Origin of the sequence: Providencia sp. PROV202 (assembly GCF_028479565.1) — a bacterium.
Lineage (GTDB): Bacteria > Pseudomonadota > Gammaproteobacteria > Enterobacterales > Enterobacteriaceae > Providencia > Providencia zhijiangensis.
The window spans coordinates 29,807-47,944 of sequence record NZ_JAMPNV010000002.1; the positions used below are offsets into that span (position 1 = coordinate 29,807).

Annotated in this window: 17 protein-coding genes; 8 read left to right on the plus strand and 9 right to left on the minus strand. The window is 43.3% G+C overall.

The window, feature by feature from the left end:
* Positions 1-34: 34 nt before the first annotated feature.
* Genes PR799_RS01035 through hemA form a run of 4 tightly spaced genes read right to left on the minus strand, consistent with a single transcriptional unit; the run spans position 35 to position 4,078 of the window.
* Entirely contained in the window at positions 35-844 is an 810-nt protein-coding gene (locus PR799_RS01035) for a transglutaminase family protein (protein WP_154626643.1), read from the minus strand.
* A gap of 24 nt (positions 845-868) precedes the next feature.
* Positions 869-1,702, minus strand: a complete 834-nt coding sequence (prmC, locus tag PR799_RS01040; protein ID WP_272521048.1) for a peptide chain release factor N(5)-glutamine methyltransferase — start codon at positions 1,700-1,702, stop codon at positions 869-871.
* Positions 1,702-2,784 carry a peptide chain release factor 1 gene (gene prfA / locus PR799_RS01045; RefSeq protein WP_006659989.1) on the minus strand — a complete coding sequence of 361 codons (1,083 nt, stop codon included), beginning with the start codon at positions 2,782-2,784 and terminating at the stop codon, positions 1,702-1,704. The genes prmC and prfA overlap by 1 nt, the downstream gene beginning before the upstream one ends.
* A gap of 31 nt (positions 2,785-2,815) precedes the next feature.
* Positions 2,816-4,078: a glutamyl-tRNA reductase gene (gene hemA, locus PR799_RS01050; RefSeq protein ID WP_036954652.1), complete on the minus strand. Its 1,263-nt coding sequence runs from the start codon at positions 4,076-4,078 to the stop codon at positions 2,816-2,818.
* Positions 4,079-4,408: 330 nt separating this feature from the next.
* Here hemA and lolB point away from each other — a divergent pair, with 330 nt between their 5' ends.
* The 3 genes from lolB (at position 4,409) to prs (ending at position 6,967) form a co-directional block, all read left to right on the plus strand.
* Positions 4,409-5,080 carry a lipoprotein insertase outer membrane protein LolB gene (lolB, locus tag PR799_RS01055; protein WP_154626639.1) on the plus strand — a complete coding sequence of 224 codons (672 nt, stop codon included), beginning with the start codon at positions 4,409-4,411 and terminating at the stop codon, positions 5,078-5,080.
* Positions 5,077-5,952, plus strand: a complete 876-nt coding sequence (ispE, locus tag PR799_RS01060) for a 4-(cytidine 5'-diphospho)-2-C-methyl-D-erythritol kinase (RefSeq protein WP_272521050.1) — start codon at positions 5,077-5,079, stop codon at positions 5,950-5,952. The genes lolB and ispE overlap by 4 nt, the downstream gene beginning before the upstream one ends.
* 67 nt (positions 5,953-6,019) lie before the next feature.
* A complete protein-coding gene (gene prs / locus PR799_RS01065; protein ID WP_006661866.1) occupies positions 6,020-6,967 on the plus strand; it encodes a ribose-phosphate diphosphokinase in 948 nt (315 codons plus the stop codon).
* Between the two features lie 337 nt (positions 6,968-7,304).
* On the opposite strand, the gene PR799_RS01070 is transcribed toward prs, so the two are convergent.
* The gene (locus PR799_RS01070) at positions 7,305-7,577 is read right to left on the minus strand and encodes a DUF2583 family protein (RefSeq protein ID WP_154626635.1); all 273 of its coding nucleotides are present in this window, start codon (positions 7,575-7,577) and stop codon (positions 7,305-7,307) included.
* A gap of 309 nt (positions 7,578-7,886) precedes the next feature.
* Between PR799_RS01070 and pth the strand changes: the two genes are divergently transcribed.
* Both pth and ychF read left to right on the plus strand, forming a co-directional pair.
* Positions 7,887-8,477 (plus strand): aminoacyl-tRNA hydrolase, encoded by a 591-nt coding sequence (pth, locus tag PR799_RS01075; RefSeq protein WP_036954667.1) that lies wholly within the window; start codon positions 7,887-7,889, stop codon positions 8,475-8,477.
* A 102-nt stretch (positions 8,478-8,579) separates the two neighbouring features.
* The gene (ychF, locus tag PR799_RS01080) at positions 8,580-9,671 is read left to right on the plus strand and encodes a redox-regulated ATPase YchF (protein WP_036954672.1); all 1,092 of its coding nucleotides are present in this window, start codon (positions 8,580-8,582) and stop codon (positions 9,669-9,671) included.
* A 137-nt stretch (positions 9,672-9,808) separates the two neighbouring features.
* Here ychF and PR799_RS01085 read toward each other — a convergent pair whose 3' ends face one another.
* The 3 genes from PR799_RS01085 to PR799_RS01095 all read right to left on the minus strand — a co-directional run bounded on the left by PR799_RS01085 (position 9,809) and on the right by PR799_RS01095 (position 11,903).
* Positions 9,809-10,258: a hypothetical protein gene (locus tag PR799_RS01085; RefSeq protein ID WP_272521051.1), complete on the minus strand. Its 450-nt coding sequence runs from the start codon at positions 10,256-10,258 to the stop codon at positions 9,809-9,811.
* 93 nt (positions 10,259-10,351) lie between these two features.
* Entirely contained in the window at positions 10,352-11,317 is a 966-nt protein-coding gene (locus PR799_RS01090) for an XdhC family protein (protein WP_272521052.1), read from the minus strand.
* 25 nt (positions 11,318-11,342) lie between these two features.
* Positions 11,343-11,903: a nucleotidyltransferase family protein gene (locus PR799_RS01095; protein WP_154627990.1), complete on the minus strand. Its 561-nt coding sequence runs from the start codon at positions 11,901-11,903 to the stop codon at positions 11,343-11,345.
* A gap of 207 nt (positions 11,904-12,110) precedes the next feature.
* Between PR799_RS01095 and PR799_RS01100 the strand changes: the two genes are divergently transcribed.
* From PR799_RS01100 to PR799_RS01110, 3 genes are read left to right on the plus strand one after another with little or no spacing between them, the layout of a single operon-like run.
* Complete coding sequence (locus tag PR799_RS01100; RefSeq protein ID WP_154627989.1) at positions 12,111-14,906, plus strand: xanthine dehydrogenase family protein molybdopterin-binding subunit; 2,796 nt, start codon at positions 12,111-12,113, stop codon at positions 14,904-14,906.
* The gene (locus tag PR799_RS01105; RefSeq protein WP_036954690.1) at positions 14,903-15,454 is read left to right on the plus strand and encodes a (2Fe-2S)-binding protein; all 552 of its coding nucleotides are present in this window, start codon (positions 14,903-14,905) and stop codon (positions 15,452-15,454) included. The genes PR799_RS01100 and PR799_RS01105 overlap by 4 nt, the downstream gene beginning before the upstream one ends.
* Complete coding sequence (locus PR799_RS01110; protein ID WP_154627988.1) at positions 15,451-16,686, plus strand: c-type cytochrome; 1,236 nt, start codon at positions 15,451-15,453, stop codon at positions 16,684-16,686. The genes PR799_RS01105 and PR799_RS01110 overlap by 4 nt, the downstream gene beginning before the upstream one ends.
* Positions 16,687-16,776: 90 nt before the next feature.
* Here PR799_RS01110 and PR799_RS01115 read toward each other — a convergent pair whose 3' ends face one another.
* Positions 16,777-17,769 carry an acyltransferase family protein gene (locus PR799_RS01115; RefSeq protein ID WP_272521054.1) on the minus strand — a complete coding sequence of 331 codons (993 nt, stop codon included), beginning with the start codon at positions 17,767-17,769 and terminating at the stop codon, positions 16,777-16,779.
* Between the last annotated feature and the right edge of the window lie 369 nt (positions 17,770-18,138).

Consider the following 18,138-nt stretch of genomic DNA (forward strand, 5'->3'; position numbering starts at 1 on the left):
CTTTATAGGAAGACAAAAACTGTCTATACGTTAATCAATGCAGTACAACTGGAAGGTTATCCAGCGAATAAATTTGGATCTTAATCATTTCCGACACGGGGTCTTCTGGGCAGTGCTCAACAAAATAGTTAAGGTCGCTCAGCGCCACATGGTTACAATCTAAGTGCGCGAGGATAAGCCCTCGATCACGAATTTCATAAGGGTCTTCAGGATCGAGGATCAGCAATGTCTCACAGACTTTTAATGCCATCTCCATTTTTTTCTCTTCCATCAGCGCCGCTTTTAATGTGTCGAAAATTTTGCGAACAATAATGCTATGTTCAGCCACATCCAATTCATCAAAAATAAATTCGGAGTATGGATCAACCGTGCCTTTTAGCCACATCGTTAATGTATGCTGTGACAAGGTTTCACCGCTAACAGGGTTAATAAACCACTGGGAGCCATCGCGTTTTGTCGAGACAAAGAGTAATTGAGTCGGGAAAATCGCAGCTTCAATCTCTAAATCGAGCTGCTCCGCAATAAATAAGAAAATTGAGCCAAGAGAGACCGGAGTACCTTGCTTAGAAACTAAAACTTTATCTAACCACAGCATATCAGATAGCGCATAAACACCGTGCGCCGCACCAAATTTCCACTCACCATAAAACAGTGCAATCAGCCGCTCTATCTTTGACTGATTATCAGCAGTCAAATCCATTGCTTCACGCGCTTTAGCGACTAAATCATCTAATTGCGTTTGTACCTGCATAAAGGGGAAATCGGCACGAATGATTTGTGAAACCATCATAATGCCTTCGCTTAACGGTAACTGATTAAACTCAATATTTGCTATTGTTTTCATTACAATTCCACTGCAATTGCCCGCTTAACCATTCCATTGGCCAAGGGAAATTCGCTCTTTACCACCATAATCCAGACAGGTCTCGACATTGGTGTACCCATTTTCATTAAACAGCTCTCGCACTGTTAAACCTTGCTGCCAACCATGCTCAAGCAGCAGCCACCCTTGTTGTTTTAGGTATTGTTTTGATGTGGCAATAATATGTTCTAAATCTGAAAAACCCTGATTATCCGCAATCAGCGCGGTTGATGGCTCGAAACGCACATCACCTTGACTTAAGTGAATATCACCCTCATCAATATAAGGAGGATTACTCACAATCATATCAAATAGTTCATTGGGGAGTGAAGCAAACCAATCACTTTGTGAGAACTGAATATTTGAAATGGCTAAACGTTGTTGATTTCGTTGCGCTAACGCCACCGCATCGGGATTAAAATCCACGCCCGTCACACGACTATTAGGTAACTCTGACGCTAAGGCTAACCCAATAGCCCCCGTTCCTGTGCCAAGATCCAAAATACGACAGGCATCTTGAGGAAGGCGCGCTAACGCTTGCTCGACAAGGCATTCGGTATCTGGACGTGGGATCAAGGTTGCAGGGGAAACATACAGCGGTAGTGACCAGAATTCTCGTTCACCCACAATGTAGGCAATCGGTTCTCCTTGTTCACGGCGAGCTAATAGCGCCTCTAATTGCTGTTGTTCATGGGAAGTGAGTTCGGTTTCATCAAAAGCGAGGATGTAGGTACGGCTGCGCTCTGTTGTGTGTTGCAACAGGATCTGCGCATCTCGTTTAGCGCTATCACTGGCAGACAGTCTGACGACTGCCTGCTGTAACCATTCGCTATAACGCATTAGTCCTGCTCTGATAAAGCAGAAAGCTGATCAGCTTGGTATTCGTTGATGATAGGCTGAATTAATGTATCCAGTTTTCCTTCCATCACTTCATCCAAACGGTACAGCGTTAGGTTAATACGGTGATCCGTGACTCGACCTTGTGGGAAATTATAGGTACGAATGCGGTCAGAACGGTCGCCGGAACCTAATAAGTTACGGCGTTCTGAAGCTTCTGCGGCATGGCGTTTATCCATTTCAGCTTGGCGAATACGCGCACCCAACACAGACATCGCTTTCGCTTTGTTTTTGTGTTGTGAACGTTCATCCTGGCATTCAACCACAATACCCGTTGGTAAGTGGGTAATACGAATTGCAGAGTCGGTGGTGTTAACGTGCTGACCACCCGCACCCGATGAACGGAACGTATCGATACGTAAATCTGCTGGGCTAATTTCCGGTAATTCCGCTTCTGGCAGTTCAGGTAAAATAGCGATAGTACAAGCGGAGGTATGAATACGGCCTTGTGATTCCGTTTCAGGAACACGTTGTACGCGGTGACCGCCGGATTCAAACTTCAAACGACCATACACGCTATCACCCGAAATTTTTGCGATAACTTCTTTGTATCCGCCGTGCTCACCATCGCTGGTGCTCATCAGCTCAACGCGCCAGCGGTTGCTTTCCGCATAACGGCTGTACATACGGAATAAATCACCCGCAAAAATTGCCGCTTCATCGCCACCCGCGCCCGCGCGGATTTCCACAAAGCAGTTATATTCATCATCAGGATCTTTTGGAAGTAACAACAATTGCAATTGTTGCTCTAGCTCTTCATTGCGCTCTTTTGCTTCTTTTAGCTCTTCTTGAGCCATCTCTTTCATTTCAGGATCGTCTAACAGCATTTGGGCTGTTTCAATATCATCCTGAACGGTGCGCCACGCAGTAAAACACTTCGCGACATCCGTTAATTGAGCATATTCTTTTGATAAAGCACGAAAACGGTCTTGATCAGCAATCACACCCGCATCAGCAAGGTGCGCTTCAATTTCTTCGTAGCGTTCTTGTAATGCTTCTAGTTTTGCGACAATAGAAGGCTTCATTCGTTATATCAGACCTATGATTAAAAAGTGGTTATTGATGGTCCAGCCCTAGGCTGTCCCTAAGTAGATTTAGACGCTCAACATCCCCATTTCCCGCAGCTTGCTGCAAAGATTTAGTCGGAGCGTGGATCAGGCGGTTGGTTAACTGTTGTGATAGCTGCATAATTACTTGCTCAGGGTTGGCACCTTGGGCAATGGCTGCAAGTGCTTTTTCGGTCATGCTTGCCCGAATTGCTTCCGCCTGCTCTCTGTATTCGCGAATTGTAGAGACTCCGGCTTGTGAGCGCAACCAATCCATAAAATGACCGCTTTCTTGCTCAACAATAAATTCCGCTTCAACCGCGGCAGCTTTACGTTGCGCCAAGTTTTGGGCAATGATGGATTCCAGATCATCAACAGTGTAGAGATAAACATCTCTGAGTTTTTCTACATCCTGCTCGATATCACGAGGAACTGCGATATCAATCAATAACATAGGTTTACTACGGCGTGCTTTCATCGCACGTTCGACCATCCCTTTACCAATAATTGGTAGCGGGCTAGCCGTTGAACTAATCACAATATCCGCTTCTGCTAAACGGTTATCGATATCAGCTAATGAGATAACTTGCGCGTTCACTTCTTTGGCGAGAAGTTCGGCTCGTTCTAGCGTTCGGTTAGCGATCATCATCTTTTGTACGCCATGCTCACGCAAATGACGTGCGACTAATTCGATGGTTTCCCCTGCCCCGACTAACAAGATATTCAAATGTTTGAGTGATTCGAAAATTTGTCTTGCTAGTGTACAAGCTGCAAAAGCGACAGAGACCGCATTAGCACCGATATCAGTTTCGGTTCGCACACGTTTAGCCACAGAAAACGATTTTTGGAATAAGCGCTCTAATTCGCTAGATAGAGAATGATTATCTTGCGAAAGCGCAAACGCCTTTTTCACTTGACCGAGAATTTGAGGCTCACCAAGAACCAGCGAATCTAACCCGCTTGCTACACGCATAAGGTGGCTAACTGCGCGCGCATCTTGATGCCAATAGAGGCTAGGTTGGAGATCTTTGGCGGTGATCCCATGAAAATCACATAACCATTTAGTTAACTGTTCCTGCGCTTTTTCTTGGGACTCAAGGCTGAGATACAGTTCAGTTCGGTTACAGGTAGACAGCACAACGCCGCCACTCACTTGAGGCTGTTTCAGTAACTCCTCAAGTGCGTGGTCGATTTTTTCAGGACCAAAAGCGACTTGCTCACGCAAAGCCACTGGTGCTGTTTTATGATTAATGCCTAAGGCTAATAGGGTCATTGTGCTTACGACTTACTCACATTGCTCACATTGCTAATTTATTTGTCAGTATGATACTAGTGACCTAGTTCATTACTGCGATTTATATTTATATATTGTAGATGATTAACGCGTCTGTTTCTACGGGTAGGCTATGATCAACAATCAGAAAGATGATGCATACCAAAATTTACGTTGATTATCGGACTGTCTGATATCAATATCAATAAGATGCATCAAGGATGCCGTCATTTGGCACAGAAAGCAAATTCCCTACTTTTTGGTATGTTTTCATTGATAACCACTACAGATTAGCGCAATATTCCTGAAAATTACCTTTTGAGAACCGATATGCAACTTTCTTCAGCTCTGTCGTTTACGCGCCCAGCCAAAAATTTTTGGCGATTAATGCCCCTTTCCTGCTTGCTGCTGACTGCCTGTGTGACTACCTCTCAAGACACCACGAAAGGCACTTCATCCTCAACGGATGCGCAGTGGAAAGCCCACCAATCGCAAGTGGTTGAACTGCGTGACTACCAAACTCGCGGCTCCTTTGTGTACATTGGCGGTCAAGGTACCGGAACAGAAACCAAAACTTACGCGAAGTTTTTCTGGCAGCAATATACCCCAGAAAAATACCGTTTATTACTGACTAACCCATTAGGCACGCGTGAATTGGAACTCAGTGTAGAGCCTGATTTAACCAAATTAACGACTAAAGATGGGCAAACTCACATGAGTGATGTGCCGAGTGAGTTAATTTATCAGTTAACAGGCATGGATATCCCTATTGACGATCTCACCGCTTGGTTGGTCGGCTCACCGGGACGCGCCACTGAATACACCCTCGATAGTAACCATTTGCTCAAATCCGTGACGTTTAAAATCAATGGCGAAACATGGAAATTGGATTATCTCTCTTACGATACCAAAACCTCGCCAATGCTGCCGAACCACATGGAGCTCAAGCAAGGGGATAAAGTCATCAAGTTAAAAATGGATAGTTGGACACTGAAAAAATGACGTTAACGTGGCCATCACCGGCAAAATTGAATCTTTTTTTATACATTACCGGGCAGCGAGCTGATGGTTATCATGAGCTACAGACTCTGTTTCAATTTTTAGATTATGGTGATGAAATCACCTTTACCACGCGTTCGGATGATCAGATTAATTTACTCACCCCGATGCCGGGCGTAGATGTCGAAAAAAACTTAATCATTCGAGCCGCCAAAAGCCTGCAAACCTATTGTCGCGAAACCCTCAATCATCAAGGTCCATTAGGTGCAGATATTCGCATCAATAAAGTGCTGCCGATGGGTGGTGGAATTGGCGGCGGATCGTCAAATGCGGCGACAACACTGATTGCGCTTAACGAGCATTGGGGAACACACATTGCTGACGAGGTTTTAGCCGAATTAGGTAAACACCTCGGTGCCGATGTGCCCGTTTTTGTTCGCGGTCATGCCGCCTTTGCCGAAGGTATTGGCGAAATTTTAACACCCGCCGAGCCAAAAGAGTGTTGGTATTTAGTCGCACACCCCGGAATTGAAATCTCAACTCCGATGATCTTCACAGATCCAGAATTAAATAGAAATTCTCCAAAACGCTCTTTAGCCGCATTATTACTGGCTCCGTATGCAAATGACTGTGAACCGATCGCAAGAAAACGTTTTCGTGAGGTTGAACAGCTCGTTTCTTGGCTGTTAGAATATGCTCCGTCTCGCCTAACAGGAACAGGCGCTTGTGTGTTTTCTGAATTTGAAACCCAAGCGGATGCCCTGAAGGTGTTAAATAAATCCCCATCGTGGGTGCAAGGATTCGTCGCTCAAGGAGCGAATGTTTCTCCTGTGCACAAATTCCGCGCTGGGATAACCCGTGTATTGCACCGATAGTAATGACTTATCCATCATTGCTGTTGGTCAACAATATCTCTCTGGACGCAAGCCTGAGGTTTTTCTCGTGCCCGATATGAAGCTTTTTGCTGGTAACGCTACACCGGAACTAGCACAACGTGTTGCTAACCGCCTTTACACTAATCTTGGAGACGCGGCTGTTGGTCGTTTTAGCGACGGCGAAGTCAGTGTTCAAATTAATGAAAATGTTCGCGGTGGTGATATTTTTATCATCCAGTCAACTTGCGCACCAACCAATGACAACCTGATGGAACTCGTTGTTATGGTCGATGCCCTGCGCCGTGCATCTGCTGGTCGTATTACCGCTGTTATCCCTTACTTCGGTTATGCAAGACAGGATCGTCGCGTACGTTCTGCCCGTGTACCAATCACCGCTAAAGTTGTTGCCGATTTTCTGTCAAGTGTGGGTGTTGACCGTGTTCTTACTGTTGACTTACACGCAGAGCAGATCCAGGGCTTCTTTGATGTTCCTGTAGATAACGTATTTGGTAGCCCAATCCTTCTGGAAGATATGTTGCAGAAAGATTTAGAAAATCCAATCGTTGTTTCTCCAGACATCGGCGGCGTCGTTCGTGCTAGAGCAATCGCGAAATTACTGAACGATACTGATATGGCAATCATTGACAAACGTCGCCCACGCGCAAACGTTTCTCAAGTCATGCACATCATCGGTGACGTTTCTGGTCGTGACTGTATCTTAGTTGACGATATGATTGATACTGGTGGCACACTGTGTAAAGCAGCTGAAGCGCTGAAAGAACGTGGTGCTAAGCGTGTATTCGCTTACGCAACTCACCCAATCTTCTCAGGTAATGCTGTAGACAACATCAAAAACTCTGTGATTGATGAAGTCATTGTTTGTGACACAATTCCTCTTTCTCCTGAAATCAAGGCGCTGAACAAAGTTCGTACCCTGACCCTTTCAGGCATGCTGGCCGAAGCTATTCGCCGTATCAGCAATGAAGAGTCAATTTCTGCGATGTTCGAGCACTAATTCTAAAGCGGGGTCTTAATGACCCCGTTTTAACATCCTAGTTTCAGTCGTTTTTCATGAAATTATTGAGACGGGGAATGTGCTTTATCGCACCACATTTATTGTGGTCACGATACAAAATTTATAAGTAGCGCCCCTACTGTTGTTCATCAACCGTAGGGGCTTTATTTTTAGCTTTTCAAAAAGCCGCTTTTTTAAAGCCTACTTTTTCAGGCAAAAAAATAAGAGTGAAATCATACATAGTGAATTTCACTCTTATTTAGATTTCATCTATTTTTCAATAATATGCTTCTGTTCATCTCTATTGATAAGCTTCAAATGAACTTCAGCTAACTCGTTATGGGTAGCGGTGGTTATCGTTACGAGAATGAAATTGACGTTTCACCAAACAGTAACGGTCTTCCACTTTCTCTTTACCGCCCATTCTTGCGCCCACTAACCAAACCAACGCACCGATAAAGATCCCAAACAGTGAGCTATTGATGATGTCATCGGACAACCCTAAATCAACAATATGAGAAAACAGGTTTAAACCGATGCTTCCCCCCATCACCACCATACCCAAACCCATCAAGCCATTACCAATGAGAGTAACCATTTTCCGTTTCATATCTACCTCCAATATCAGTAAACTGATACGCAAGCATTGAAGAAAAGTTCGATAAAACTTTATATTTATGTAAAGAGTATAGCTCTTTAAGTAAAATTATTTGCGATAAGCTTCACATGTATAGAAGAGTTTAAGGATATCTACTCAAAAAGTGCTTTTTATCAATTTACCAACTGATGATGGTATTGACGAATAATTCATAAGCTAATTATCACTAACGCAATCTTATCAATGACAATTTTGTACATCCACCCCGACACGAGGTAAACTAGTCGCCAATTTCTATACATTGACAGTGAAAAAGTCCCCGTGAGTAAAATAAAATTAATTGTTGGATTAGCCAATCCGGGCGCTGAATATGCGCAAACCCGCCATAACGCTGGTGCGTGGTATGTTGATTTACTGGCACAACGCCATAACCAATCGTTAAAAGAAGAGCCTAAATTTTTTGGTTATACGGCTCGCATCAATCTTAATGGCAATGATATTCGCTTGCTGGTCCCGACCACCTTTATGAATTTGAGCGGTAAATCCGTCGCAGCAGTGGCCAATTTCTATCGCATTAATCCAGATGAAATTTTAGTCGCCCATGATGAGCTCGATTTACCACCAGGTGTGGCCAAAATGAAGCTCGGTGGCAGTAACGGCGGGCATAACGGCTTAAAAGATATTCAAAGTAAATTTGCCAATAACCCGAACTTTTACCGCTTACGCATTGGTATTGGGCACCCTGGCGATAAAAACAAAGTTGTTGGTTTCGTGTTAGGCAAGCCACCGCTGTCAGAACAGAAGCTTATTGATGATGCGATTGATGAATCTGTGCGCTGCACGGACATCCTGTTATCCGACGGAATGGATAAAGCTATCAATCGTTTACATGGTTTTAAAGCCACAGCCTAAGAGTTGATTTCATCAAACACGAGTTTTTGTGTATAATCAGCGCCAATTTTCTAAACATTAGGGGCAGCACTCGCCTGCCCCCGCTATTAAGGTGAGAAACATATGGGTTTTAAATGCGGTATCGTTGGTCTGCCTAACGTGGGTAAATCCACTCTGTTTAATGCATTGACCAAAGCCGGCATCGAAGCAGCCAACTTCCCTTTCTGTACAATTGAACCAAACACGGGTGTTGTGCCAATGCCAGACCCACGTCTTGATCAATTAGCTGAAATTGTGAAGCCTCAGCGCATCCTGCCAACCACGATGGAATTCGTTGATATCGCGGGGCTGGTAAAAGGCGCATCGAAAGGTGAAGGTCTTGGTAACCAATTCCTGACTAACATCCGTGAAACAGAAGCGATTGGTCACGTTGTTCGTTGTTTTGAAAATGACAATATCATCCACGTTGCTGGCCAAGTTGACCCAGCAGCCGATATCGAAGTGATCAACACTGAATTAGCATTATCTGACTTAGATACTTGTGAGCGTGCTATTCACCGCGTACAAAAACGCGCAAAAGGCGGCGATAAAGACGCAAAAGCGGAATTAGAAGCGCTGGAAAAATGCCTGCCACACTTAGAACAAGCTGGCATGCTGCGTTCATTAGATTTAACGGCTGAAGATAAAGCCGCAATCCGTTATTTAAGCTTCTTAACCCTGAAGCCAACTATGTACATTGCTAACGTCAATGAAGATGGTTTTGAAAATAACCCATACTTAGACAAAGTCTACGAAATTGCTAAAGCCGAAGGTTCTGTTGTTGTGCCTGTGTGTGCCGCTATCGAGTCTGATATCGCCGAACTGGACGATGAAGAGCGCGATGAGTTTATGGCTGATTTGGGCATTGAAGAACCAGGTCTGAACCGTGTGATCCGCGCAGGTTACGAATTATTAAACCTGCAAACTTATTTCACCGCTGGCGTGAAAGAAGTGCGCGCATGGACTATCCCTGTTGGCGCAACTGCTCCACAAGCGGCAGGTAAAATCCACACTGACTTCGAGAAAGGCTTTATCCGCGCACAAACTATCGCATTCGAAGATTTCATCAAATTCCGTGGTGAACAAGGCGCGAAAGAAGCGGGTAAAATGCGTGCTGAAGGTAAAGATTACATCGTTAAAGATGGCGATGTGTTGAACTTCTTGTTTAACGTGTAAGCCTATATCTTCTTATTAGAAAGTCGTTATTAAAGAGAAAAGCAGCATAAAACTGATTTGGTTTTAGGCTGCTTTTTTAATTTAAGCTCACAATTCTTCACTTCAAATAACCACTATATTGTTCAATTCATCACCTTTTATACTGATACTTTTTCTTGCGCTGACGGTGTAAATAGCGCAATCAATGCCCCAATCAGCAGAATAAACATAAATATTACCGAAAGAGTTGATGAATTAAACATACTGAATGGTGCTAAAAATAATGATGCTGATGTAAAAACAAGCGAAATCATAAATGGATATTTAATGCCAATATCCCTAACTCGTTGCGTCAGAAGAAGTGTAAATATGTAGATTTGGATAATAGCAAATACCGCTTCCATCAAACCAAACAGACTAAAAGAAAATTGGTAATAGAAATTACTTTTCAAAACTAAACCAGCATCCTCTGGATGAGCACTCAAATACCATTGATAGATTAATGTCTGAATGATGCCTAAAACTACCGACCAAAGGATCTCTGCCCCTAAGAAAGACAGCCTAGCTCTCCTTTTGTACTTCCATTGGTGAATGAGCTTAGAACGCATTATGAATCCTTCCATGTTTTAAAATAGCCATACCTTTCCCACCCACTATTTATTTTCCCAACTCGAAATGGGCAATATTCGCCCATAACAATACTAACCCCGCCCATTCTTATGCGCCACTATGTCAGCCATAATTGCTAACGCAATCTCTGGTGGCGTTTTACTGCCAATTGGAATACCGATAGGCGCATGGATCTGGTCTAGCATTTCAAGCGTTAATCCCCCTGAGTTTAATAAACGCTCTCGGCGCTTGGCACTGGTTCGGGTTGAGCCCATTGCGCCAATATAAAATGCAGATGTATTCACAGCTTCCATTAATGTTAAATCATCAATGCGAGGGTCATGAGTCAAAGACACAATGGCGGTATTGGATGCGCTTGGATTCTCTTCTAAAAAGCGTGCAGGGAATATTTTTTTAATCTCAACTTGTTCCGCAATTTGCCCAGCAAAGCGTAACAATTCATCATCGCGATGCTCACAAAGAATCACTTCAAAACCTAATGTAACCGCAAAATTAGCGCAGTAAACGCCGACATTAGAGATACCCGCAATTATCAGCTTGGGTGGCGCCATGATATAAAACTGGATCTCATCGCCATTACGTTCAATATGGGTGGGATGTTGTGAGTTTGGCACCGTGGTGATTTCACTTCTCTGGGGTAACGTCAATTTTTTGATGATGGCGGTATAACCGAGCAGTGCTGTTTGGATTTGCATGAGATATTGATGAGAATGTGGATTACAGGGTAAATATTCGATCAGTACATCTAAACTCCCTTCACAAGGTAAATTGACTTTGGCTTCCACACCGCCTTGGCCATAGCGAACAACTTGGCTATCTTTTAAATAATGGCCTTGCTGAATTCGTTGCAGAAAATCTTCTTCAATGCAGCCGCCAGAGAGAGAACCTACATACATCCCATCCCCTTTAGCGACCAATAAAGAGCCGGGGCTTCGCGGCGAAGAACCATAAGTATGCAGCACAGTGCATAACCAGACTGGCTCATCCGTTGCCCACTTTATTGCTTGAGAAATCACGGAAACATCTTCGCGTAGCATATTCAGTCCCTATTGATTTTTATTCTTAGTTTTTATTTGGAAGATAATCAATATCTTTAATGACATTCTCATCATTTATCTGCATTTCGTAAACCAATTGATGACGTAATATTGATTTTGCGCCATCATCACCCGATAAATTAAGCAAACTTTGTCGATATTTTTCTGATATTCCGACAGGATGCCCCGGTATGTTTTTATATACAGGTCGCACTAATGAATAATTTTTTAATTCGTTCGCAACTTGAATAAATATTTCGTGAGAAATATATGGCATATCCCCCAATTGAATTAACCAGCCACACCAATTAGAGGTATTTTTTACGCCTAACGCAATCGATTCCCCTAGCCCATCGCTATTTAATACGGAAAATGGAATATTAAAATGTAAACAATTGTTAATGACACCCACATTATCAGCGCGAGTGACCACATGAATAGGCAGTTCACTATTCATTGAATTTACAAGCGTTTTTTCGAACACAGTTTGTTGGTCAATTCGATAATTTAATTTACTTCCTTCACCGCCAGCACGTTGAAAACGCTCACTTTTTCCTGCTGCTAATATTAATATACCTATATTCATGGTTTACATTATACATAATTAATTTTATTGTTTATATTATAAATAATAATATGCAGATCATGCTGGCAATCGCTATTTTTATTATTCATCCAATTCTACTCATATTTCGATGGGAAATTATTGGATATATAAATATTTATATTACGAAACCAGCAATGAAATAAAAAATAATAATTGAAGCAATGAAAATAAGTGTAAGGGTATATTATGAGCAATAACCATGTCGGACTATCCCGCAGACACTTTATCAAATGTGCTGTTGTTGCGGGGATCTCTTGTTATATCGCCCCTTTGTATAGCCGAGCTTTTGATGTGCTATTCGAGGAAAAAATTCTTCAGGCTCCCGACTGGAACCCTGTCGATAAAAAAATCAAATTCCGAATTGATGGCTATGCCAAAGTGCAAGGTGAAAAAGTCTTTGCAAGAGATATTCGAGCCCGCGATATCCCTCACTGGCCCAAACAACAAGGGCACGCCTTTCTCCTACGTGTCACCCAAGCCGATAAAATCTACGAAGGTTTTAACCTCGAACGACTTAATGATGGCTTAATGCCTGACCGTATTGTTACAGCCAGTGATTTAGAAAAAGATGGCGTCGCCTTCCCTGAATTCTATGGTGAAGATTTACTGTTACCGACAGGAAAAACCCCTGCTTACTTAGGGCAAGCTGTCGCGTTACTGATTTATCATGATTTTGCCAAGTTTAGCTTCGCCAAAGAGACACTCAAATTCCACGACGATGTCATCCAATATGGTGCTTACACAGGACCATTACAGCGAGATCCTTGGGGAACTTATCGCGGGGTTCGTATCGGCGGAGAAACACCATTCTCGCCTGATATATACTCCAGCATGAAAGATATGCCTATCTCCCCGATTGGTATGAAAAAGCATCTCCCTATCTGGCCTGAAGGCCGTGAAGGTGGAAAGCTAGATCAAGAAGGCATGTATTATGCGGATGAACTCGCCAAACAGTTAGAAAATCCGCCGGAAGATTGGCTGATTATCAAGCGTAAATATTTTTCGCAATCTATTGATACCTCTGCATTAGAACCCGATAACGCCAATGGCTGGTATGATGCAAAAACACAATCTTTCCATTTAGTGATCCCAACCCAGTCTCCGCAAGAAGTGGCTGCATCACTGCCTGAAATGCTCGCAAAATCCAAATTCCCGATTAAGCAAATATTCTTACATCCTTGCTTTACTGTGGGTTATGGCTCGAAAGATCACACCCCATTCCCTTATTATGGTGCGATGGCAACCCTGTATGGTGATGGCGTTCCGATCCGCTTAGCCAACGACCGTTATGAACAGTTTCAATCTACCATCAAACGCCATGCGTTTGACATGGACTACACCCTCGCAGTCAATAAGAAAACCCATAAAATTGAAGCACTTTCCGCCTCATTTATTGGGGATGGAGGCGGCCGATGTAACTTTACGCCTTCCGTTGTGATGGTTGCTGCCACTGGCGCCCAAGCCATTTACTACATTCCTCGCAGTGATTTATCGGCGGTGGGTACCGCTTCTCGTGCAGTTGATGCGGGATCTGCTCGTGGTTATGGTACGTTACAGGCCATGGCAGCCACTGACATGATAATGGAAGAAGCAGCCAAATTACTCAAGGCCGACCCTATTGAGTTTCGCCTGAATAACATCATCAAGTCAGGAATGAAAAATACTCAAGGAGCGATCCCGGGTGGTGCAATTCGCGCGGATGAAGTGTTAACCCGTTGTGCTGAGCACCCAATGTGGAAAGAAAGAGCGAAACGTAAAGCCGACTTTGAAGCTAAAAATGCAGGCAAATTATTTGGTACTGGTATTTCTTGCGTTCAAAAAGACTTCGGTACAGGTGCTGAATCCTCCTTTGCGCGCGTTGAACTCACCCCTGAAGGAAAAATAGCCATTTATCATAGTGGTGCAGAGATTGGTACGGGGATGTCCACATCCCAAGCCGTAGTTTGTGCCAAGTGGTTAGGTAAACCTGCGGAAGAAGCCCATTTCTCGGTTGTGGATTGGTCAGTTCTGCCGATGATTTCGACAGGAAACCCATTTGCCATGGCACAAGATGAACAAGATCGCCTCGCCACTAACCCGCTCTGGACACCAAATTACTGCTCTCCAGCCAGCGCGAGTAACTCCGCTTATTATTTCACCCACAGTACGGAAGAAGCTGCTCGATTAGTCTTCGAATATGGTCTGTGGCCTGCAGCGATGTCAATTTGGCAAGAAGGCATTGGTGGTGGGCAAGCAGCTCCGCTCGTGGTTCGTCGTGAAGATGCCCGTTGGGTTGCCAATGGTCTCACCGCTGATGGGCTAGAAGTGCTTAGCTTACAGCGCTTAATCGACCGTACATTTGAGATGGGTGGTTTAACTGGCGCAGTTTGCCATGTCTTTAACCGCTGGGAATGGGCTGAAGCTGATTTCAAAATTAATGATGAAACCCGCCGCCTTCCTGTTGATGGTCTTTCTCTACGTTTTGCAAACAAAGATTACCAAGTGTGGCATCGCCAAAAAGCGTATTACCCTGATACTCAAAGGAATAATGCTGGCGTTACCTATTACAGCGCCGTCGCTACCTTATCTGAACTTGCCATCGATAAAGCCACTGGTCATGTCGAATTACTCGACCACCACACCGTGGTTGAATGCGGAAACTTAATTGTACCTCAATTGGTTTCAGGGCAAATCCAAGGTGGATTAGCGATGGGCATTGGTCATGCGCTCCATGAATATTTACCTCTCTACGAAGATGGACCCGGAAATGGAACGTGGAACTTTAACCGTTACCATTTACCCCTCGCGAATGATGTTGCGGTTTGGAAACAAACTAGCGAAATACTGCCGGGGTTATCCGATACCGACCCACCAAAAGGGGTCGCTGAAGTTGTTATGATCCCTGTCGTTTCTTCCATCGTCAATGCGATTGCTGATGCTACAGGGCACCATTTCTTGAGTCTGCCTGTTCGCCCTAACGATATTCTAGAGGTATTATCATGAGCCTAAATTTTCTACCACTTACCATCAACATTAACGGTCAACAATATGGGCCGATGGATGTTCCTGAAGGTCTCATGATGATTGATTTTCTTCATGAGTATGTTGACCTCACAGGGTCACGACTGGGCTGCGGCCAAGGTATTTGCCACGCTTGTGTGGTTATTTTGGATAATCCATCGGGCACAAGCGAAGAAGTTCGTACCTGCATTACAGGCGCACACTTTTTCAACAATAAAAGCATTCGTACCATCGAAGGGGCTGCCACCAAAGAAGAAAATGGTGACGTTAAATTATCCCCTGTACAAGAAGCGTTTATCGACCACTTTAGTTTTCAATGTGGTTACTGCACCCCAGGTTTTGTCAATGCGGCAACGATTTTTGTTGAGGAATTGCAACGCAACCCAATTGCTGAAGAAGAGCTAGAAGAAGCCATCAAAACGGCTTTAAATAATCATATTTGCCGCTGTACGGGTTATGTTCGTTATTATGAAGCAGTGCGAGATGTTGTGATGAGCACTCCGGGGCTAATCAAGGAGACGATAAAATGATCAAACGTATTATTTTATGGTTGATAGCGATAGCTATTGTCGTCTGGGCGATTCTGTATTGGTATGAGAGTCGCAAGCCGGACGGTCCTGTGCAAAAAGTCACTGCGAGTGCCGAGGAAATTGAGCGTGGTCGCTACTTAACGCTTGCAGGTGACTGTGCCGCATGTCACACCAGCGCAAACGGCGCACCTTTAGCGGGTGGTTTTCCTCTCGATACGCCTTTTGGCACTATTTATAGTAGTAACTTAACGCCTTCTGCTGATTATGGAATCGGTCGCTGGACAAAAGAAGAGTTCCATAAAGCATTAACTGAGGGCGTTTCGCCACCAAGCAAAAACCTCTACCCTGCGATGCCATATACCTCCTATAAAGGGATAACTCGCAGTGATTCTGACGCTATCTACAGCTATTTAATGAGCCGCCCAGCGGTTGATGTCGCACCACCAGAAAACTCACTGCCTTTCCCATTAAACCAGCGCATGGCGATGATTGGATGGAACCTATTATTTTTCAATGATAAACCATTGCCGAATAGCTCCCAAGGCAGTTCTCCAGAATGGGAACGAGGAAAGTATCTAGTCAATGTGCTTGAACACTGCTCTGAATGCCACACACCAAGAGGCGCACTCGGCGAAATGGAGCTAGATAAGTATATGAAAGGCGGCGCATTAGGCCGTTTCACTGCTCCTGACATTACCCCTGACGCCCTCGCTGCCCGTGGCTGGACAAAAGAGGATCTCCAGCAGTTCTTTATGACTGGATTAGCACCGCAAGGTTCAGCCTACAGTGATATGCATCCCGTTATTTACCTCAGCACACAACATTTAACCCCGGAAGATAATAGGGCCATTGCGACCTACCTAATGGGTGATAACCCACCAGCCACATTACCACTCAAAATGGGTGATGGTAACGCAGCAGGTAAGCAGGTTTATCTGGAAAGTTGCTCTGGTTGCCACTCCTATGATGGCAGCGGTAAACCTAATGTAGCAGTGGCGATGAAAGGTAATTCGACCCTGCGTGATGTGGACAGTACCAATCTCATTAATGCTGTATTAGATGGTTTGCCGGAGCAAGCGTTCCCAAATAACCAAAATATGCAAAGTATGCCGGGTTTCGCCAACAAGCTTAATGACCAACAAATCGCGGATTTGGTTAACTTCCTGCGCGTTCAATGGGGTGGACAAGCCGGTGATGTTACCCCTGAGCAAGTTAAAGCCCTGCGTAAATAAGCCATTTTGCTCTTAAATAAAGGCTTACCGAGATTATTCGGTAAGCCTTATTTTATAGACCCCTTCCGTCCCTAATCTTACTATTCTCTATTATTTTCTTACCTTTATTTCAGGGTTTAAAAACCAATGAATGATCGAATTTTTGGCAAGAATTAACGCTAGTATAATGGTGACAAGAGTGAGCAAAATTAAGAGGGGTAAACCCGCTTTGATATGGAATGAACTTAACCCAGTCAATAGTAAGAAACAGATGATCGGATGAATCAAATACACTCCCAATGCGTTATTTGCTATTTTCACAAATTGTTCTGTTGATAATGCAATACAAATAACCGCAATTGAAATTAACACGCCCATTAGAAATGCAAAAACATGTACAAAGAAATCATAAGCAAGTTGATTTTCACCTAAAAGCTTTATTAACTCAGACTCAATCCCAGCAGGGATGTAAATATATATCGCAACCAAAGCTATTACTGCTGGTACGATAAAAAAACCATTTTGTCTGAGCCAAGCTATTTTTCTATCATCACAAAAGTACGCCATAACAAAAAATGGAAAATACTGAAAAATTGCTGAAAAACTAGTGATATCCGATAAGTAAACCTTAGAAAAAAACGCAATAATGATAGACAACAGCAAGGTGATAAACACTCCCCCAATATTATTCTTTATAAATGAAGGCAGTAATAAAAAAACGGCTTGCCATATAGGTACCGCTAAGAAAAACCAAACACCATTTTGAGGGAACAGTAAATATTCTTCGACACTTAATCGATTTGTAAAATAAAGCGGGATCGCATCTATCGTTTGAAACGTGAAATAGATAATTAAAGGTGGGATTAAATGGGCTCGCCAACCTTGCCATAAAATCCCTTTACTTAAATATGCAGCGATAAAAACAAACATCGGGATTAATACCCAATCAAAGACTTCAATCAATATTGAATAATCGGATTTCACAGCTGGATTAACATTTAAATAAAAATTAAAGACAATTAAAGAACTCAATATTAATTTTAATGTTTGCCAATTCGGTAAAGGCCGATTTTTTACCTGCATAGCGAGAGTTCCATTACACATATTCTACCCTATGTTATCATTATTTGATTAGCATTCGTGTACTTTAAAATGACTCCCCTTAATTTAACAAACGTCATAGTAATAATCTAATCCTTGCCGAAAATCTGAGAAATTTTTTCCCTTTACCTGCCACATTCGTGCATTTCGCCTAAAATTGATAACACACCAAACTAACTATGGCGGTTCTAGTCAAGTAAAGTGAAGAGTAGCGGATCCGCACACTGGAAAACGTAACGTTAGTTAATTCGAGGACTGGTCATATCAAACTGAGGAATGTGGAATAGTCTGCTTTTTCACCCTTAATACATTTAGCTTAATTTTAAATGCTAAAATGACCATTGAGCATATGAATAAGATGCCGATAACTAA

What these genes read in the sequence shown, in the direction of transcription:
- PR799_RS01035 (WP_154626643.1), bottom strand. Translation starts at nt 844, where the DNA reads ATGAAAACAATAGCAAATATTGAGTTTAATCAGTTACCGTTAAGCGAA.
- prmC (WP_272521048.1), bottom strand. Translation starts at nt 1,702, where the DNA reads ATGCGTTATAGCGAATGGTTACAGCAGGCAGTCGTCAGACTGTCTGCC.
- prfA (WP_006659989.1), bottom strand. Translation starts at nt 2,784, where the DNA reads ATGAAGCCTTCTATTGTCGCAAAACTAGAAGCATTACAAGAACGCTAC.
- hemA (WP_036954652.1), bottom strand. Translation starts at nt 4,078, where the DNA reads ATGACCCTATTAGCCTTAGGCATTAATCATAAAACAGCACCAGTGGCT.
- lolB (WP_154626639.1), top strand. Translation starts at nt 4,409, where the DNA reads ATGCAACTTTCTTCAGCTCTGTCGTTTACGCGCCCAGCCAAAAATTTT.
- ispE (WP_272521050.1), top strand. Translation starts at nt 5,077, where the DNA reads ATGACGTTAACGTGGCCATCACCGGCAAAATTGAATCTTTTTTTATAC.
- PR799_RS01070 (WP_154626635.1), bottom strand. Translation starts at nt 7,577, where the DNA reads ATGAAACGGAAAATGGTTACTCTCATTGGTAATGGCTTGATGGGTTTG.
- ychF (WP_036954672.1), top strand. Translation starts at nt 8,580, where the DNA reads ATGGGTTTTAAATGCGGTATCGTTGGTCTGCCTAACGTGGGTAAATCC.
- PR799_RS01085 (WP_272521051.1), bottom strand. Translation starts at nt 10,258, where the DNA reads ATGCGTTCTAAGCTCATTCACCAATGGAAGTACAAAAGGAGAGCTAGG.
- PR799_RS01090 (WP_272521052.1), bottom strand. Translation starts at nt 11,317, where the DNA reads ATGCTACGCGAAGATGTTTCCGTGATTTCTCAAGCAATAAAGTGGGCA.
- PR799_RS01095 (WP_154627990.1), bottom strand. Translation starts at nt 11,903, where the DNA reads ATGAATATAGGTATATTAATATTAGCAGCAGGAAAAAGTGAGCGTTTT.
- PR799_RS01100 (WP_154627989.1), top strand. Translation starts at nt 12,111, where the DNA reads ATGAGCAATAACCATGTCGGACTATCCCGCAGACACTTTATCAAATGT.
- PR799_RS01105 (WP_036954690.1), top strand. Translation starts at nt 14,903, where the DNA reads ATGAGCCTAAATTTTCTACCACTTACCATCAACATTAACGGTCAACAA.
- PR799_RS01110 (WP_154627988.1), top strand. Translation starts at nt 15,451, where the DNA reads ATGATCAAACGTATTATTTTATGGTTGATAGCGATAGCTATTGTCGTC.
- PR799_RS01115 (WP_272521054.1), bottom strand. Translation starts at nt 17,769, where the DNA reads ATGTGTAATGGAACTCTCGCTATGCAGGTAAAAAATCGGCCTTTACCG.